We start from the raw sequence: 16,300 nt of genomic DNA on the forward strand, positions 1-16,300 counted from the left end.
CGGAGCGACGTGCGCCCGGACGGGCAGGAGTGCCGGGACTCGTCGGTTCGGTGGGATCGGAGTGCTCTTGGTCGCTCACGACACGTCTCCTTCGGTGGTGGAGTGCGAGCTGCGCGTTCAACTCGATCATCGCCCGGGGGAGCCGTGGGCGCACAAGGTGGGCGCCCTCCTCCAGCCTCAGCGACCGTCGATTCTGAGGACGCCAGGATCGGGTGACGGAGGCTTCAACGCCTCTGTGTGATGCGAGTGCCGGTCCAGCGGGCCGCTTCGCTCGGGCACCGCGATGACACGGCGGACAGCGACTCATTCTGGTGCTGCCGGCAGTCGGATCTGTTCGAGGAACGCCTGTGCTGCCGGCGCAGGGTTGAAGCCGCTCCAGGCGAGATACTCGATGCGGACGGGGCCGTCGGCGACATCGATGGTGCGGAGTCGTCCGTCTGCTGGGACGACGTCGGGGGCCAGGAGCGCGACGGCGAGGTCGTGCCTGACAAGGTCGAGGATGAGTTCGGTGTTCGTGGCTTCGAACGCGACCTCGCGGGACAGGCCCAGTGCCTGGAAGGCGTGGTCGGAGGGCGCGCGGCCGGGGGTGCCGACGGGGAAGTCCACGAAGGTTTCCTGCGTCAGGTCCACCAGCTGCACCCGTCGACGGTGAGCGAGCCGGTGGGTCGCGGAGACGACGGCAACAAGGTTCTGGCGGGCGAGCGTTCGTGTCTGCATGCCTTGGACCGACGTGGACTCGGGGAGCCCGAGGACCGCGACGTCCAGACCGCCGTCGGCGATGGCGGCGATGAACTCGTGGCTGCCTCCGGTGCGCAGCATGATCCGCACCTCGGGGTGGGAACGGTGGAACTCGCCGATCGAGGCGGGAAGGTCGATCGCGGTGACGGTGGGGATCACTCCGATCGTCAAGGTGCCGCGAAGCCGTCCGGTCGACGCCGCGGCGTCGTTGACGGCACGTTCGGCGGCTTCGAGGCATGCCCGTGCCGACGGGAGGAACGCCTCCCCAGCGGGCGTGAGCTCGACCCGACGGCTGGTGCGGGCGAAGAGGACGAGACCTAGCTCCTGCTCGAGTGCCTTGATCTGGTGACTGAGCGCTGACTGCACGACGAAACAGCGCTGTGCGGCGCGGGTGAAGTTGCGTTCCTCGGCCACGGCCAGGACGTACCGCATCTGTTGAAGCTCCACCCGATCAATCATCTCCGATCATCGTTGGCATGAAAACCATGTGTTGGACTCATATCCGGTGGGGGATGACGATGAACCGGTGAGCACCACCACTACCTCGGTCGCACCCGTCCCGCCGCCGACAGCGGCTCCCCCAGGGGTCGGCTGGACACTGATGACGGCGATCGCGCCGGCGGTCTGGGGAACCACCTACATCGTGACCACCCAGCTGCTCCCCGCCGGGCACCCGGTGTTCGCCGCCCTCATACGGTCGTTGCCCGCTGGCCTGATCGCCCTGATGCTCACACGCCGGCTGCCGCACGGATCGTGGTGGTGGAAGAGCGTGATCCTGGGCGTGCTGAACGTCGGGGCGTTCTTCCCCCTGCTGTTCCTCGCCGCGCAGCACCTGCCCGGCGGCGTCGCGGCAACCCTGGGAGCGGGCCAGCCGATAGTGGTCGCCTTCCTGGCCGTCGCGATCCTCCACGAACGACTCTCTACCTGGCGCGTCGCCTGGGGCGTGGTCGGCATTGTCGGCGTCGCCCTCGTCGTCCTCGGCCCCGAAGCGGACCTGGACCCGATCGGCATCCTCGCCGGCCTCGCCGGCGCGGCATCCATGGGCACCGGCGTCGTCCTGACCAAGCGATGGGGGCGCCCCGCGGGCGTGACCCCGATGGGATACGCCGGCTGGCAGCTCACCGCGGCCGGGTTCACCCTGCTGCTCCCCGCCCTGCTGCTCGACGGCGTCCCGACCGGCGTCGACGGCCCCGCCGTCGCCGGCTACCTCTGGCTAGGACTCATCGGTGGCCTGCTCACCTACACGCTCTGGTTCGCCGGCATCCGTCGACTTCCCGTCACGGCGACCGCACTCCTCGGCCTGCTCTCGCCGCTCGTCGCCGCCGTCCTCGGCGCCGTCATCGCCGGTGAGTCCCTCAACGCGATCCAGCTTGCCGGATTCGCCCTCGCCCTCAGCAGCCTGGTCGCAGGCCAGCTCACCGCACCGAAGATGAAGGACCGCCAACGGCCGTGCCACTCGAACACCGAAACCCGATGAAGATCGCCGTCCTCGGAGCCACCGGCATGGCCGGCAGCGCCATCGTCACCGAAGCCCTCACCCGCGGCCACCACGTGGTCGCGCTCGCCCGTCGCATGCCCGACAGACCAGGGCACCCCAGGCTCACCGCATGCACCATCGATGTCGTCCGCACCTGCGAGCTCGCCTCGGCCCTGGCCGCGACCGACGCCGCGGTCCTGACGATCCGCCTCGCCCCGGGCGAGGAGCACCGGCTCGCTCCACTGACCCGCAGGGTCCTCGATACCGCAGAACGCACCGCCACCCGAGTCCTGATCGTCGGCGGCTCGGCCCCGCTGCGCTCCCCGACCGACCCCGACCTGCGACTGATCGAGGATCCTCGCCACGTGCCACCGACCTGGCGAACCATCGCGCAGGCAAGCCTCGACCAGCTTCACGCCTGCCAAGAACACCCTTACACCCGCTGGACCTACCTCAGCCCACCAGCGGTCTTCGAGCCCGGCACCGGCACGGGCCGTTACCGACGAGGCACCACCACCCTGCTCACCGACCGCGACGGACGCTCACGGATCACCGCACCCGACCTCGCTCTCGCCGCACTCGACGAGCTCGAAGACCCGAGCAACGAGCACCACTTCACCGTCGCCGAACCCAGCACGTCGTCCACCGCCGAGGGGGAGGTCCGAGAAACGGTCACGACCGACCGATGCTGAGGCGCGCCACGATCGGGCCGTCACCGTCGATGCGATGTGTCACCACGGAGAGGATCGGACCGTTCGGCCGCCGATGAACGGCTGCTCGATCAACGGCACGATGAACAGGCGCGCCGTGTCCGGTGCGAACGGGCCGACCCATGTCGGCCTGGGGACCCATGTCGCCTCTGACCTGCGGCACCGGTGCGTCTGGACGCACCTGGCCGCTCCCCGCAGGCCCAGGAGGTTGCGCCCGGCATGACGTCGATCTCGGCGTCCATCCCGGCAGCAACCTCCTGGGGCCGCGGGTGAGGGCGGCGTCAGCGCGGGTCGACGGCAGTCACCGGGGGCAGCTCGCCGCTCGCGGTGAGGTGGGCGTACCAGTACGCCGAGTCCTTCCACGTGCGCTCGCCCGTCGGGTAGTCGACGTGCAGGATGCCGAACCGCTTGGAGTAGCCGTAGCCCCACTCGAAGTTGTCCATGAGCGACCACGCGAAGTAGCCACGGACGTCGGCACCGGCGTCGCGCGCCACGCCGAGCGCCTCGACGTGATCGTGCAGGTAGGCCACGCGGCGCTCGTCGTGCACGCGACGCGCGCCGTCCTCGACGACCAGCTCGTCGTCGAACGCCGCTCCGTTCTCCGTGACCGCGAGCGGCAGCCCCGGGTAGGCGCGGTGCAGGTCCAGCAGCAGGTCCGTCAGGCCCGAGGGCTCGATGTTCCAGCCCATCGCGGTGTACGGGCCGGCCTGCTGCACGAACTCGACGTCCGTGACCCCGATCCACGGGCTGTGGCTCGAGGCACCGTGCCCGTCGTTCTCCGCGCGCTCACCCGAGCCGTCGAAGTGGCGGACGGTGACCGTCGAGTAGTAGTTGACCCCCAGCACGTCGAGCGGCTGGCGGATCTGCTCCAGGTCGCCCTCCAGCACGAACGGCCAGTCGGACACGTGCGCGGTGTCCAGCAGCAGGTCGGCCGGGTACGCGCCGTCGAGGATCGGGCCGAGGAACGCGCGGTTGGCCAGCGCCTCGATCTTGCGCACGGCGTCCGCGTCGGTGGGCGACGCGGGGTCGTTCGCCCGGACGGCGTGGAGGTTGAGGGTGATCGACGCCTGCGCGCCGGGCAGCACCTCCCGGATCGCCTGCACCGCGAGCCCGTGGGCGAGGTTGAGGTGGTGCACGGCCGCGAGCGCCGTCTCGGGCTCGGTGCGGCCGGGCGCGTGGACGCCGGAGCCGTACCCCAGGTACGCGGAGCACCACGGCTCGTTGAGCGTGGTCCAGGCCTCGACGCGCTCGCCGAGCTCGGTGGCCATGTGCCGCGCGTACTGCGCGAACGCGTAGGCCGTCTCGCGGTTGCCCCACCCGCCGGCGTCCTCGAGCTCCTGCGGCAGGTCCCAGTGGTACAGGGTGACGAACGGCCGGATGCCGCGCTCGCGCAGGGCGTCGAGCAGGTTCCGGTAGAAGGCGACGCCCTCGGCGTTCAGGGGTCCGCGTCCGCCCGGCTGGACCCGGGACCACGAGATGGAGAGCCGGTACGCGCGGACGCCGAGGCGCGCCAGGTGGTCGACGTCCTCCTCCCAGCGGTGGTAGTGGTCGCAGGCGACGTCGCCGGTGTCGCCGCCCTGGGTCCGGCCGGGCGTGTGGGAGTACGTGTCCCAGATGGACGGGCCGCGGCCGCCCTCTGCGGCGGCCCCCTCGATCTGGTAGGCGGCCGTGGCCGTGCCCCACAGGAAGTCCGCGGGGAAGGTCCTGCGGCCGGTCGCCGCCGGCGATGCCGAGGTGTCGGTGGTGCTGTCGCTCACGACGGCGTTCGTGGTCGTGCTCGCTGGTGTGGACACGATGACTGGTCCTCCGGGTCGGTGTGCGGTCGACGTCGTCCGCACGGGATGGTCACGAGAGCGTGGGAGCGTTCCCACGAATCGATTCGAGTGTAGCGGGAGGACCCGCCCCGCGCAGGCGCAGGGCGGGTCCGGGCCTCACAGGTCCAGGGTCACCACCTCGGCGCCCCGGCCGGACGCCGTCCGGTCCCCGGTCCGGACGGACCAGGCTCCGGGTGCGTCGTCGGTGGACACCGTCACGCGGTCACCGTCGCGACGGACGCGGAAGCGCGCCGGCGCCTGCCCTGGTCCCCCCGTCGGGACGGCGGTCACGGCGTCGTACCCGTCCGGCAGCTCGAACAGGCGTAGCTCGACGCCGTCGGCCCACGCGTAGTCCGGTCGGTCGGACCGGGCACCGACGGGCAGCACCGTGCCCGGGCGCACCAGGACGGGCAGCGAGTCGAACCCGTGCGTCTCGGTGACCCACCGCGGCCCGGTGACCGTCGCCGCGTGCGCGCCGTCGGCACCGTCCACCAGCCGGGTCCACGTGCCCTCGGGCACGTAGTACTCGACCTCGCCGTCGGCCGTGAACACGGGCGCCACGAGCAGCGCGTCGCCGAGCATGTACTGCGTGTCGACCCCGAACGTCCCGCGGTCACCAGGGAACTCCAGCGCCATCGCCCGCATGATCGGGGTGCCCTCGCCGGTCGCCTGCTCGGCGGCGCCGGCCAGGTACGGCATGAGGGACAGCTTGAGCCGCGTGAACCGGCGCGTGACGTCCACGGCCTCCTCGTCGAACGCCCACGGCACCCGGTACGAGTGCGAGCCGTGCAGCCGCGAGTGGCTCGAGAGCAGACCGAACGCGGCCCAGCGCTTGAACACCCCCGCGTCGGGCGTGCCCTCGAAGCCGCCGATGTCGTGGCTCCAGTACCCGAAGCCGGACAGGCCAAGGGAGAGCCCGCCCCGCAACGACTCCGCCATCGAGGCGTACGTGGAGTCGCAGTCGCCACCCCAGTGCACCGGGAGCTGCTGACCGCCGGCCGTGGCCGAGCGGGCGAACAGCACCGCCTCACCCTTGCCGCGCCGCCGCTCCAGCAGCTCGAAGACCGTCTGGTTGTAGAGCTGCGCGTAGTAGTTGTGCATCCGCTGCGGGTCCGAGCCGTCGTGCCACACCACGCCGTCGGCCGGGATGCGCTCGCCGAAGTCGGTCTTGAAGCAGTCCACCCCCTGGTCCAGGAGTCGCTCGAGGTGGCCGACGTACCAGGCCTTCGCCTCCGGGTTCGTGAAGTCCACGAGGCCCATGCCCGCCTGCCACTTGTCCCACTGCCACACGCCGCCGTCGGACGTGCGCAGCAGGTAGCCCTTCTCGACCGCCTCGCCGAACAGCGCGGCCCGCTGGGCGATGTACGGGTTGATCCATGCGCTGACCTGCAGTCCGCGCTCGTGCAGCCGGGCGAGCATGCCCTCCGGGTCGGGGAAGACCCGCGGGTCCCACTCGAAGTCGCACCACTGGTACTCGCGCATCCAGAAGCAGTCGAAGTGGAAGACGCTCAGCGGCAGGCCGCGCTCCGCCATGCCGTCGACAAAGCTCGTCACCGTCGCCTCGTCGTAGTCCGTCGTGAACGACGTCGACAGCCACAGCCCGTAGGACCACGCGGGCACCTCGGCGGGCCGGCCCGTGAGCCCGGAGTAGCGGCGCAGCACGTCCTTCGGCGTCGGGCCCCCCACGAGGTAGTACTCGAGCGCCTGCCCCGCCACCGAGAACTGCACCCGGGTGTTGACCTCCGAGGCGACCTCGAACGACACCCGCTCCGGGTGCGCGACGAAGACGCCGTAGCCCTTGCTCGTGACGTAGAACGGGACGTTCTTGTACGCCTGCTCGCTCGACGTGCCCCCGTCCTCGTTCCAGATGTCGACGGACTGGCCGTTCTTGACGAACGGGCCGAACCGCTCGCCCAGCCCGTAGACGTGCTCGCCCGGGTCGATCGTCAGCTGCTCGTGGACCCAGGACCCGGGCGGCGTGACGCCGTGCGCGGTCGTCATGACGCCCACGGACTTCGGCAGGCTCGAGGTGAGCACGCGCCCGTCCTGCTCGAAGTCCACGTGCCACCGGCCGCCGCGGTGCGCCCGCACCGTGAGCCCGCCCGTCTCCAGCACGCCGGAGGTCTCGTCGACCTTCACCACCGGCCGGTAGCCGTCGGCGGAGGACACCGCGAAGTCCGGGCCGCGCCGGGCCGCGCCGGCGAAGTGCTCCACGCGGACCTTCACGACACCCGGCGCGGGCGAGGAGTAGGTGACCGTGATCATGGGCCGGTTGAGGGTGTCGCCGCGGGTGTGGATCACGGCGGTCGGCGCGTACACCGTCATCGTGCCCGCCGCCTCGTCGACGCGGACGTCGTCGACCTCGACCGCGTACAGGGGGTCGATGCCGGGACGGGTCTGCCAGTAGCCGTCGGTGAACTTCATCAATACCTCGTCAGGGTTGAGGGTGCCGGGAGCGGGCTCGGGCCGGGCGGTGCCGGCCGGTGCGTCACTTCACGGCGCCGGCGGTGACGCCTCGGGTCAGGGTGCGCTGGAAGATCAGGAAGAAGATCAGGGCGGGCAGCAGGGAGACCAGTGCGCCGGCGTTCGTCGTCGGTGCATCCATCATCCGGTCCCCCTGCAGAGACGCCAACGCGATCGGGATCGTCTGGGTGTCGTTGGTGGTCAGCATCACCAGCGGGATGAAGAACTCGTTCCAGGTCCAGATGAAGAAGAAGATCATGAGCACCATGAGCGTCGGCCGCACGATCGGGAAGACGACCTGCCACAGCGTCCGCCACCGGCCCGCGCCGTCCAGCGCCGCCGCCTCGAGCAGCGCGGGCGGGAACGTGCCCAGCACCGAGGCCAGCAGGTAGGTGCCGAAGGCCGACTGGATCGCGGTGAAGATGATGATCACGGACCACTGGGAGTTCGACAGCCCCACCTGGCGCGCCATGTCGAACAGCGGGTAGATCAAGGCCTCCTGCGGCAGCATGTTCGCCAGCAGGAACAGCAGCACCACCCACATGCGGCCCTTGATGCGGCCGACGCCGATCGCGTAGGCGTTGAGCAGGGACAGCAGGCACGCGACGACCGAGACGACCGCGGAGATGAAGAACGAGTTCCACAGCTTCACGGGGAAGTCGACGCGGGTCCAGAAGTTCACCAGCCCGTCGAGGTAGAGCTCGGTCGGGAGGCTCAGCGGCCCGTTCTGCGAGTACTCGGCCGGGGACTTCACCGCGTTGAGCAGCATGATCACCATCGGCGACAGCACCGCGAGGGCCACCAGCACGACGGCGGCGAGCACCAGCCACCGCCCTGGCCCGCGGCGGTGCCGGGCGCCCGCGACGGTGGCCCGCACCGCCCGCCGGGTGGTGGACGGCGGCGTCGCCACCGGGGGGTTCTCGAGGGTCGTGGACATCAGCGACCTGCCTCCTCACGGCGCTCGGCGCGCGACTGCAGCGCCAGGACGACGGCCGCCACCGCGACGATGACGACGGTCAGGACGGTCGCCACGGCAGCGCCGTACCCGACCTGGGACTTGTCGAAGAAGCTGAGGTACGAGTAATAGCTCGGCACCAGCGTCGAGCTCTCCGGGCCGCCCCGCGTCAGGACGTAGATGGGACCGAAGACCTTGAGGGCCGCGACCGTGCAGGTCAGCGTGACGACGAACGTCTCCGGACGGATCTGCGGGATCGTGATGGCCCGGAACCGTCGCCACCAGCCGGCGCCGTCGAGCTCGGCCGCCTCGTAGAGCTCGGGGTCCACGCGCTGCAGCGCCGCCATGAAGATGACCACGGGGTACCCGATCTGCACCCACACCAGCACGAGCATCACGCTCGGCATCGCGAACGCGGGGTCGCCGAGCCAGTTCGGCGGGCTCTGGACGCCCAGCGAACGCAGGATCTCGTTGAGCGCGCCGGTCTGCGCGTTGAGGATCCAGTTCCACAGCACGCCCGCGACCGCGACCGGGAGGATCTGCGGCAGGTAGAACGTGGCGCGCAGGACCGACGCGACGCGGCCCCCGAAGCGCCGGCCGAGATAGTCGAAGAGCACCGCCGCCAGGACGAGCCCGATCACCGTCGGGACGACGACCATCGCCACGATCATCGCGACCGAGTTCTGGAACGACGTCCAGAACGCGGCGTCGTGCCAGAGCTCCGCGTAGTTGTCGAGCCCCACCCAGCGGAGCGGCGCGAGGCCGCCCCGCCAGGAGAAGAGGCTGATGTAGACGTTCGTGACCAGGGGGTACCCGATGACGACGGCGAACAGGACGGCGCCGGGAAGCAGGTAGGGCAGGTACGCGAGCCAGGCCGGTCGTCGGCGGGCGCGGACCGTCGTCGGAGCGCTCATTCGCCGAGCAGGTCCGACCTGCCGTCGACGTAGGCGGACTCCATGCCGTCGAGCACCTCGGCCGGCGACTTCGACTGGTTGATCAGCGACTGCAGCTGGCTCACGAGCACGTCGTAGTAGCCGGGCACGGGCCAGTCCGGGTAGAACGCGAGGCCGTCCGCGTCCAGGATCGCCTGGAAGTTCTCGGTGAGCTCCCGGGTTCGGGGGTCCTCGATGGTCGTCGCGTCACCGGCCACGGGCAGGCCGCCGGTCCGCGCGAGGACGTCCTGCACCTCGGGGCGCAGCGTCGTGTCGATGAACTCCGTCGCGAGCGAGGTCGAGTCGGCGTTGGCCGGGACGACCCAGAGGTTGCCGGACGAGCCCACGTGCAGGTCGTTGCCGGGGAAGTTGAACTGACCCCAGTCCGCCTCCATCTCGGCGGCGACGCGGCCGAACCACCACGATCCGGAGACCATCATCGGGTAGTCGCCCTTCATGAACGACACGCCCATGTCCTCGGCCGTCAGGCCGGCCGAGTCGGACGCGACGTAGCCCGCCTCGACCCACTCGTCGAGCTGTTCGGTCGCGGCCGTCAGCTCCGGTCCGTGGAAGTCCACGTCGCCGTCGAAGAGCTGGTAGGAGTCCACGAGCGCGCGGTCGGAGTGCGCGAGCACGAGCTCGTACCAGAGCTGGCCCATCGGGTACTCCGCGCCCGCCTCGGCGAGGGGCGTGACGCCCTCGTCCTTGAAGGCCTGCATGACTTCTTCGAGCTCGGCGAGCGTGGTCGGGACCTCGAGGCCCTGCTCGGCGAACATCTCCTTGTTGTAGTAGACGCCGACGAACTCGCCGTAGTTGGGCACCCCGTACCAGTCGCCGGACCCCATCAGGCCGTTCTCGTCGTAGGTCGCGGTGGTGGCGAGCGACCCGGCGAGCTTGTCCGACCAGCCGTGCTGCTCCGCGGCGTCGGTCAGGGGCGCCAGCAGGCCCTGTGCCGCGAGCTGGCCCGCGGTCGCGTTGCCCTTGTTGTACTCCATGACGTCCGGCACGTCGTCGCCCGTGAGCACGATCTTGGCGTTCTTCTGGATCTGCTCGAACGTCTGCTTCTCCACCTCGACGGTGACGTCCGGGTGCTCGGCCTCGAAGATCTCGATGGCCTTCGCCCAGGCCTGGCCCATGGCCGAGTCGTCGTTCTCGTAGTGCCAGATGGTCAGGGTCGTGTCGTCGGTGTCACCGCCGGCAGCGGTACCGGCGCCGTCGGCGCCTCCGCCGACACAGCCGGTGAGCGCCAGGGGCAGGACCGCCAGTGCGGCGATCATCGGAGCCTTGCGAATCCGGGCCTTCATGGATCCTCCTCGTCGAGTCCGTACGGTGCGGCGGAGGGGACAGCTCATCAAGACCATCTCATCTCCGTCGAAGCGTTTCGACGTTGATTATGCGTAAGGATGCTGGCGTCGTCAATCAGGTACGGCGAACTGCTCTCGAAGCGCTTCGAAACGCGCGCTCCTGCGGATCAGTCCGCCGGGGCGAGGACCGCCGCATCTCCGGCGGCCACGTGCAGCGCGGTGGTGAGCCGCGCGCCGGTCAGCAGGTCGACGAACGGCGAGGTCAACGGCACCCGGGCGGCGTGGCCGGAGTGGTTGAGCACGAAGAGCGCACCCCCGCGGCGCACCGCCTCCAGACCCGGGTGCCCCGCCAGGTCCGGCAGCACGCCCGTCACGCCGGCCTCCGCGAGCACGTCGTACAGGACGCGGCCGAGCAGGGGCGCCGGCAGGACGGTGCCGACGTACCAGCCGGCCCCCTCCCCCGCGGCCCGCCGCGCGACGGCGGGCGCTCCCGCGAGGTGCCCCGAGGCGTACGTCACGAGGATCTCGGCGCCTTCCCCGCGCACGAGCTCGCCCAGGACGCTCGCCCGCGGGGCACCGCCCGGGGCCCCTGCACCGTCGGGACCGGGCCCGACGCCGCCCCCGTCGAGCGTGCCCCCGGCGCCGTCGAGCGAGAGGGCGTCCCCGAGCGCCAGCGGGACGCCGTCGTCGGGCAACGGCACCCACTCCTCGCCGCTGAGGCCGAGCACACCCGTCAGCAGCACCGGGAAGCGGCCCGTGCGCACGTGCGCGTTCTCGTCGGCGACGCCGCTGAACGGCCCGACGACGACGCTCGCCCCGCGCCGCGCGGCGGCCTCGAGGCCACGGCCCGCCACCTCGGTCAGCACGTACGACTGCGGCACGAGCACGACGTCGTACGCCGTCAGGTCGGCGCCGGGCCGGACGACGTCGACCGCGACACCGGCCTCCCACAGCGGCCGGTACCAGGCCCGGAGCTGATCGAGCACGCGCAGCCGCTCCGTGGGGCGGGCCTGCTCCTCGGCGGCCCACCACGACTCCCAGTCGAAGAGCATGGCGACACGGGCGTGGACCCGGCCGCCGGCGACGGACCCGATCCGGCGCAGGTCGGCGCCCAGCCGCCGGACACCCTCGTGGACGCGGGTGTCGGGGCCGGCGTGCGGCAGCATCGCGGAGTGGAACCGCTCCGCGCCGGCGCGCGACGCACGCCACTGGAAGAAGCACACGCCGTCGGCACCGCGGGCCACGGCCTGCAGCGACTCGAGGCGGGAGCGCTCGGGCGACTTCGGCACGTTGTGGGGTCGCCAGCTCACCGCGCCGGCCGCCTGCTCCATGAGCACCCACGGCCGCCCCGCCCCGAGGGAGCGCATGAGGTCCTGGGTGAGGGCCGTGTCGGCGGGCGCGTGCGGGTCCGTGGGGTCGGGGTACGCGTCGTCTGCCACGACGTCGAGGTCGTCCGCCCAGGACCAGTAGTCCACCAGCGGGAAGAAGCCCATGAAGTTCGTCGTGACCGGCCGCTCGGCGTCCACCTCGCGGATCGCGTCGCGCTGCTCGCGGTACAGCTCGCGGAGCTGGTCGGACGCGTAGCGACGGAAGTCCAGCGCCTGGGTCGGGTTGACGTGGTACGGCATGCGCCGCGGCGTGAGCACCTCCTCGAACGAGCTGTAGTGCTGCGACCAGAACGTCGTGGCCCACGCCGTGTTGAGCCCGTCCACCGTGCCGTAGCGGCGCCGCAGCCAGTCCCGGAACGCCCGCGTGGACTCCTCGCCGTGGCAGACCTGCCCGAACTCGTTCCCGACGTGCCACATGCGCACCGCCGGGTGGCCCGCGTATCGGGCGACGAGGTCGCGGGTGATGGCCAGCGCGTGCTCCCGGTAGACCCGCGACGCGGGGCTGAACTGGTTGCGCGACCCGGGCACGAGCCGGACGCCGTCGGCGTCGACGGGAAGGGTGTCGGGATGACGATGTCCCAGCCACGGGGGCGGCGACGCGGTGGGGGTGGCGAGGTCGACGGCGACGCCGGCCGCGTGGAGCAGGTCCAGGACCTCGTCGAGCCAGGCGAAGTCACGCACGCCCGGCCGCGGCTCGTACCGCGCCCAGCTGAACACGCCGACCGTCACGAGGTTCACGCCGGCCGCGGCCATGAGGCGCGCGTCCTCGCGCCAGACGTCGGGCGTCCACTGCTCCGGGTTGTAGTCGCCCCCGTACAGGAGGCCGAGATCGTCGACCAGTGCCGCGAACAGGTCGCCGCGCACGCCGTCCGTCATGGTCGAGCTCCCCGGCACCGTCGCCTCCAGATCCATGGGCTCACCCCGTCGGAGCCGCACCGCTCGCTCGACCCGGACGTCCGGTTCTGTCGAAGCGCTTCGCCACGGTAGCCTGGCGCGATGCCAGGTGTCCAGAGCCGTCGCCCCTGCGCCGGCACCCGGCCCAGCCTCCGGCAGTCCGCCATTCCTGGCTCATGCGGAGGCCGCGATCTCGCGGTTCTTCAGGCTCGGCGAGCCATGCGTCGCGCCGTCGTCGGGCCCGCCCCGTCCTGCGCGGCCCCTCTCACGGAGCCGGCATCGAAGCGCGTCGAAACACTTTCGAGCGGGGCGGGCCGGTGCCTGCCCGCCTCCGTCGACCGACCTGTGAGGAGCTGAGCCCGTGGCCACGATCGAGGACGTCGCCCGCGCGGCCGGAGTGTCCGCGTCGACCGTGTCGTACGTGCTGTCGGGAAAACGGTCGATCTCCGGCCCCACGCGCAAGCGCGTCGAGCAGGCGATCGCCGAGCTCAACTACCGCCCCCACGCGGGGGCCAGGGCGCTCGCGTCGAGCCGCACCAACGTCATCGGCCTGATGGCGCCGCTTCGCTCCGGGGTCGACGTCGCCGTGATCATGCAGTTCGTCACGGGCGTGGTGACCCGCGCACGCGCCGCGGACCACGACGTGCTGCTGCTCACCCAGGACGACGCCGGCGGCCTGGAGCGCGTGGCGGCAGGGTCGATGGTGGACGCGATCATCGTCATGGACGTCGAGGCGGACGACCCGCGCATCCCCGTGCTGCGCGGCCTGCGCCAGCCCACGGTACTCATCGGCCTGCCCCGCGACCCCGCCGGCCTGAGCTGCGTCGACCTCGACTTCGAGGCCGCCGGACGGCTCGGGGCGTCGCACCTGGCCGACGCCGGCCACCGGGAGGTGGCGCTCGTCGGCCCGCCGCCGGAGGTCATGGCGCGCCACACGAGCTACGCCGACCGCGTGCTGCGCGGCTTCCGCCACACGTGCGCCCACCGGTCCCTGGCCGGGGACGTCGAGCCCTGCGAGGCGACCCCCGAGGGAGCCCGGGCCGCGGTGGACGCCATCCTCGACCGGGCTCCGGGGACGACCGGCTTCATGGTGCACAACGAGCGAGCACTGCCCCACGTCCTGGCCCGGCTCGAGCAGCACGGCCGGTCGGTGCCCGGCGCCGCCTCCGTCGTCGCCCTGTGCCCCACCGACGTGGCGACCGCGCAGGCCGTGCCCCTGACGAGCATCGACATCCCCGGCGAGGTCATCGGCGGGGTCGCCGTCGACATGGTGCTGGCGCGGCTCGGCGGCGAGCAGCCCGCCGAGTCCCGGCTGCTGACCCCGGAGCTCACGCAGCGCGCGAGCACGGGCCCCCGCGCCTCCGCCGCCTAGCCTCTCACCACCCACTCCTCCCCCGCCCCACGCGCGGCGCCGCGTGCCGCAGGCCCACGTCGTGGCACGACGACGCCGTCGTGCGCCGTCGTGCGCCGGCGACGCGGCGGCCGACCGTCCATCGAATCGCATCGATCGCCGCCGCCCCGGGACGGTCGGCGAACTTCGACCGCGGACAAGCATTGCGGAGCCACCGGTCCGGATGGTTCAATTCGAAGCGCTTCGACGCTGCGGCGGTCGCGGAGCGTCCCACGACCCATCACGAAGGAGTGACAGGTGAGCATGACCCAGGGAGCGCCGTTGCTGGAACGCGGCGCCGCCACCCAGGCGGTGGCCGAGCAGCGCCGGCAGAGCAAGCGACGTGACGGCCGGCCCGGGCGCCCGGGGCGCGACGCCGGCCGAGGCCGCGGCAAGGGCTCGTCCAAGACGATGTTCCTGCTCATTGCACCGTTCCTGGTGCTCATGTTCCTGTTCTCGTACCTGCCGCTCGCGGGGTGGGCCACGGCGTTCTTCGACTACAAGCCGGCCCTCGGGCTGGGCGGCAGCGAGTTCGTCGGGTGGCAGTGGTTCAGCATGCTCGTCTCCTCCCCGACGCAGGTGCAGCAGATCGGGCAGGTCATGGCGAACACCCTCGCCATGAGCTTCCTGGGGATCGCGACGTCGCTGCTCCCCGTCTTCTTCGCCATGCTGCTGAACGAGATCCGGGCACCCTGGTTCCGCAACGCCGTCCAGACGCTGACGACGCTCCCGAACTTCATCTCCTGGGTGCTCGTCTACATGATCGCGTTCTCCCTCTTCTCCACCTCCGGCCTGGTCAACTCCGTGCTGCACGACTGGGGCCTGATCACCGTGCCCCTGAAGTTCCTCGACACGGACCAGAACGTGTGGCTCACCATGCTGCTCTGGAGCCTGTGGAAGGGGCTCGGGTGGGGCGCGATCATGTACCTCGCCGCCATCACGTCGATCGACCCGGCGCTCTACGAGTCCGCGCGGATCGACGGGGCGGGCCGCTTCCAGATCATGCGGTACATCACCTTCCCCCAGCTGATGCCCACCTATGTGGTCCTGCTCGTGCTGTCCATCGCCAACATGCTCAACAACGGGATGGAGCAGTTCTACGTGTTCCAGAACGCGTTCAACAAGGAGTACATCCAGGTGCTCGACCTGTACGTCTACAACATCGGCATCACGGGCAACAGCCTGTCGATGGCGACGGCGCTGGGCATGCTCAAGAGCGTCATCTCCGTCCTCCTGCTCATCACGGCCAACGCGATCGCCAAGCGCGCCCGCGGCACGTCGATCATCTGACCGGGGGACGCACCGTGCCGACCACCAGCCTCGCCACGCGGCGCACCCGGGGAGACATCCCCTTCGGTGTCGTGAACTACGCCGGGTTCCTGCTCTTCGCGATCCTGTGCGCCTACCCGTTCTACTACCTGATCATCAACTCGGTCAGCGCCAACGACCTGAGCGCCCTCGGCCGGGTCCGGCTGTGGCCCGAGGGCGCGCACCTGTCGAACTACGGGCAGATCCTCCAGCTCAACGGGCTCTCGGAGGCCGCGGTCGTCTCCGTCGCGCGCACCGTCATCGGCACGGCCTGCACGGTGCTGGCGTCGGCCTTCCTGGGCTTCATGTTCACCCAGGAGCGGATGTGGAAGCGCTCCCTGTGGTACCGGCTCACGATCTTCACCATGTACTTCAGCGCGGGCATCATCCCGCTGTACATCACGATGAAGTCCCTGGGGCTGACGAACTCGTTCTGGGTCTACATCCTCCCGGCGATCGTGCAGCCCTTCAACATCATCCTGGTCAAGACCTACGTGGAGTCCATGCCCCGGTCGCTCCAGGAGGCCGCGGAGATCGACGGCGCCGGCACGATCCGCATCTTCTTCCGCATCATCCTGCCGAACATGACGCCGATCCTCGCCACGATCGCGATCTTCACCGCGGTGGCGCAGTGGAACTCGTTCCAGGACACGCTCCTGTACATCACCGACCAGAAGCTCTACTCGCTGCAGTACCTGCTCTACACGTACACCAACCAGGCGAGCAGCCTGGCGCAGGCGGCGCAGAACGCCCAGGGCAACCTCGGGTCGATCGTCTCGGCGGCCACGAGCCAGACACCGACGTCGATCCGGATGACGGTCGCGGTGATCGTCGTCCTTCCCATCATCTTCATCTACCCGCTGTTCCAGCGGTATTTCGTCAAGGGCATCATGCTCGGCGCGGTCAAGGGCTGACCGCGTTGCCATC

The 16,300-nt window shown here is 70.8% G+C and carries 12 protein-coding genes; 5 read left to right on the forward strand and 7 right to left on the reverse strand.

Annotated features, from left to right (window positions below; genetic code table 11):
- Positions 1-303 precede the first annotated feature (303 nt).
- Positions 304-1,152 carry a LysR substrate-binding domain-containing protein gene (locus LEP48_RS10640; RefSeq protein WP_308010011.1) on the reverse strand — a complete coding sequence of 283 codons (849 nt, stop codon included), beginning with the start codon at positions 1,150-1,152 and terminating at the stop codon, positions 304-306.
- Between the two features lie 112 nt (positions 1,153-1,264).
- On the opposite strand from LEP48_RS10640, the gene LEP48_RS10645 reads away from it, so the two are divergent.
- Complete coding sequence (locus LEP48_RS10645) at positions 1,265-2,215, forward strand: EamA family transporter (RefSeq protein WP_225565569.1); 951 nt, start codon at positions 1,265-1,267, stop codon at positions 2,213-2,215.
- Positions 2,216-2,241: 26 nt separating this feature from the next.
- Complete coding sequence (locus tag LEP48_RS10650; protein ID WP_422723830.1) at positions 2,242-2,907, forward strand: NAD(P)-dependent oxidoreductase; 666 nt, start codon at positions 2,242-2,244, stop codon at positions 2,905-2,907.
- Positions 2,908-3,206: 299 nt separating this feature from the next.
- On the opposite strand, the gene LEP48_RS10655 is transcribed toward LEP48_RS10650, so the two are convergent.
- The 6 genes from LEP48_RS10655 to LEP48_RS10680 all read right to left on the reverse strand — a co-directional run bounded on the left by LEP48_RS10655 (position 3,207) and on the right by LEP48_RS10680 (position 12,693).
- Positions 3,207-4,682: a GH1 family beta-glucosidase gene (locus LEP48_RS10655; RefSeq protein ID WP_225565571.1), complete on the reverse strand. Its 1,476-nt coding sequence runs from the start codon at positions 4,680-4,682 to the stop codon at positions 3,207-3,209.
- Between the two features lie 174 nt (positions 4,683-4,856).
- On the reverse strand, positions 4,857-7,163 hold the full coding sequence (gene yicI / locus LEP48_RS10660; RefSeq protein WP_225565572.1) for an alpha-xylosidase: 2,307 nt from the start codon (positions 7,161-7,163) through the stop codon (positions 4,857-4,859).
- 64 nt (positions 7,164-7,227) lie between these two features.
- Complete coding sequence (locus tag LEP48_RS10665; protein ID WP_225565573.1) at positions 7,228-8,139, reverse strand: carbohydrate ABC transporter permease; 912 nt, start codon at positions 8,137-8,139, stop codon at positions 7,228-7,230.
- The gene (locus tag LEP48_RS10670) at positions 8,139-9,071 is read right to left on the reverse strand and encodes a carbohydrate ABC transporter permease (RefSeq protein WP_225565574.1); all 933 of its coding nucleotides are present in this window, start codon (positions 9,069-9,071) and stop codon (positions 8,139-8,141) included. The genes LEP48_RS10665 and LEP48_RS10670 overlap by 1 nt, the downstream gene beginning before the upstream one ends.
- Complete coding sequence (locus tag LEP48_RS10675) at positions 9,068-10,393, reverse strand: ABC transporter substrate-binding protein (RefSeq protein WP_225565575.1); 1,326 nt, start codon at positions 10,391-10,393, stop codon at positions 9,068-9,070. The genes LEP48_RS10670 and LEP48_RS10675 overlap by 4 nt, the downstream gene beginning before the upstream one ends.
- Before the next feature lie 167 nt (positions 10,394-10,560).
- Complete coding sequence (locus LEP48_RS10680; protein WP_308010012.1) at positions 10,561-12,693, reverse strand: beta-galactosidase; 2,133 nt, start codon at positions 12,691-12,693, stop codon at positions 10,561-10,563.
- A 343-nt stretch (positions 12,694-13,036) separates the two neighbouring features.
- On the opposite strand from LEP48_RS10680, the gene LEP48_RS10685 reads away from it, so the two are divergent.
- From LEP48_RS10685 to LEP48_RS10695, 3 genes are all read left to right on the forward strand, one after another.
- Positions 13,037-14,047, forward strand: a complete 1,011-nt coding sequence (locus LEP48_RS10685; RefSeq protein ID WP_225565576.1) for a LacI family DNA-binding transcriptional regulator — start codon at positions 13,037-13,039, stop codon at positions 14,045-14,047.
- A 282-nt stretch (positions 14,048-14,329) separates the two neighbouring features.
- On the forward strand, positions 14,330-15,355 hold the full coding sequence (locus tag LEP48_RS10690) for an ABC transporter permease (protein ID WP_225565621.1): 1,026 nt from the start codon (positions 14,330-14,332) through the stop codon (positions 15,353-15,355).
- Positions 15,356-15,369: 14 nt separating this feature from the next.
- Entirely contained in the window at positions 15,370-16,287 is a 918-nt protein-coding gene (locus LEP48_RS10695; RefSeq protein ID WP_225565577.1) for a carbohydrate ABC transporter permease, read from the forward strand.
- The last annotated feature ends 13 nt before the right edge of the window (positions 16,288-16,300 follow it).

It is taken from the genome of Isoptericola luteus (assembly GCF_020297055.1).
GTDB lineage: Bacteria > Actinomycetota > Actinomycetes > Actinomycetales > Cellulomonadaceae > Isoptericola > Isoptericola luteus.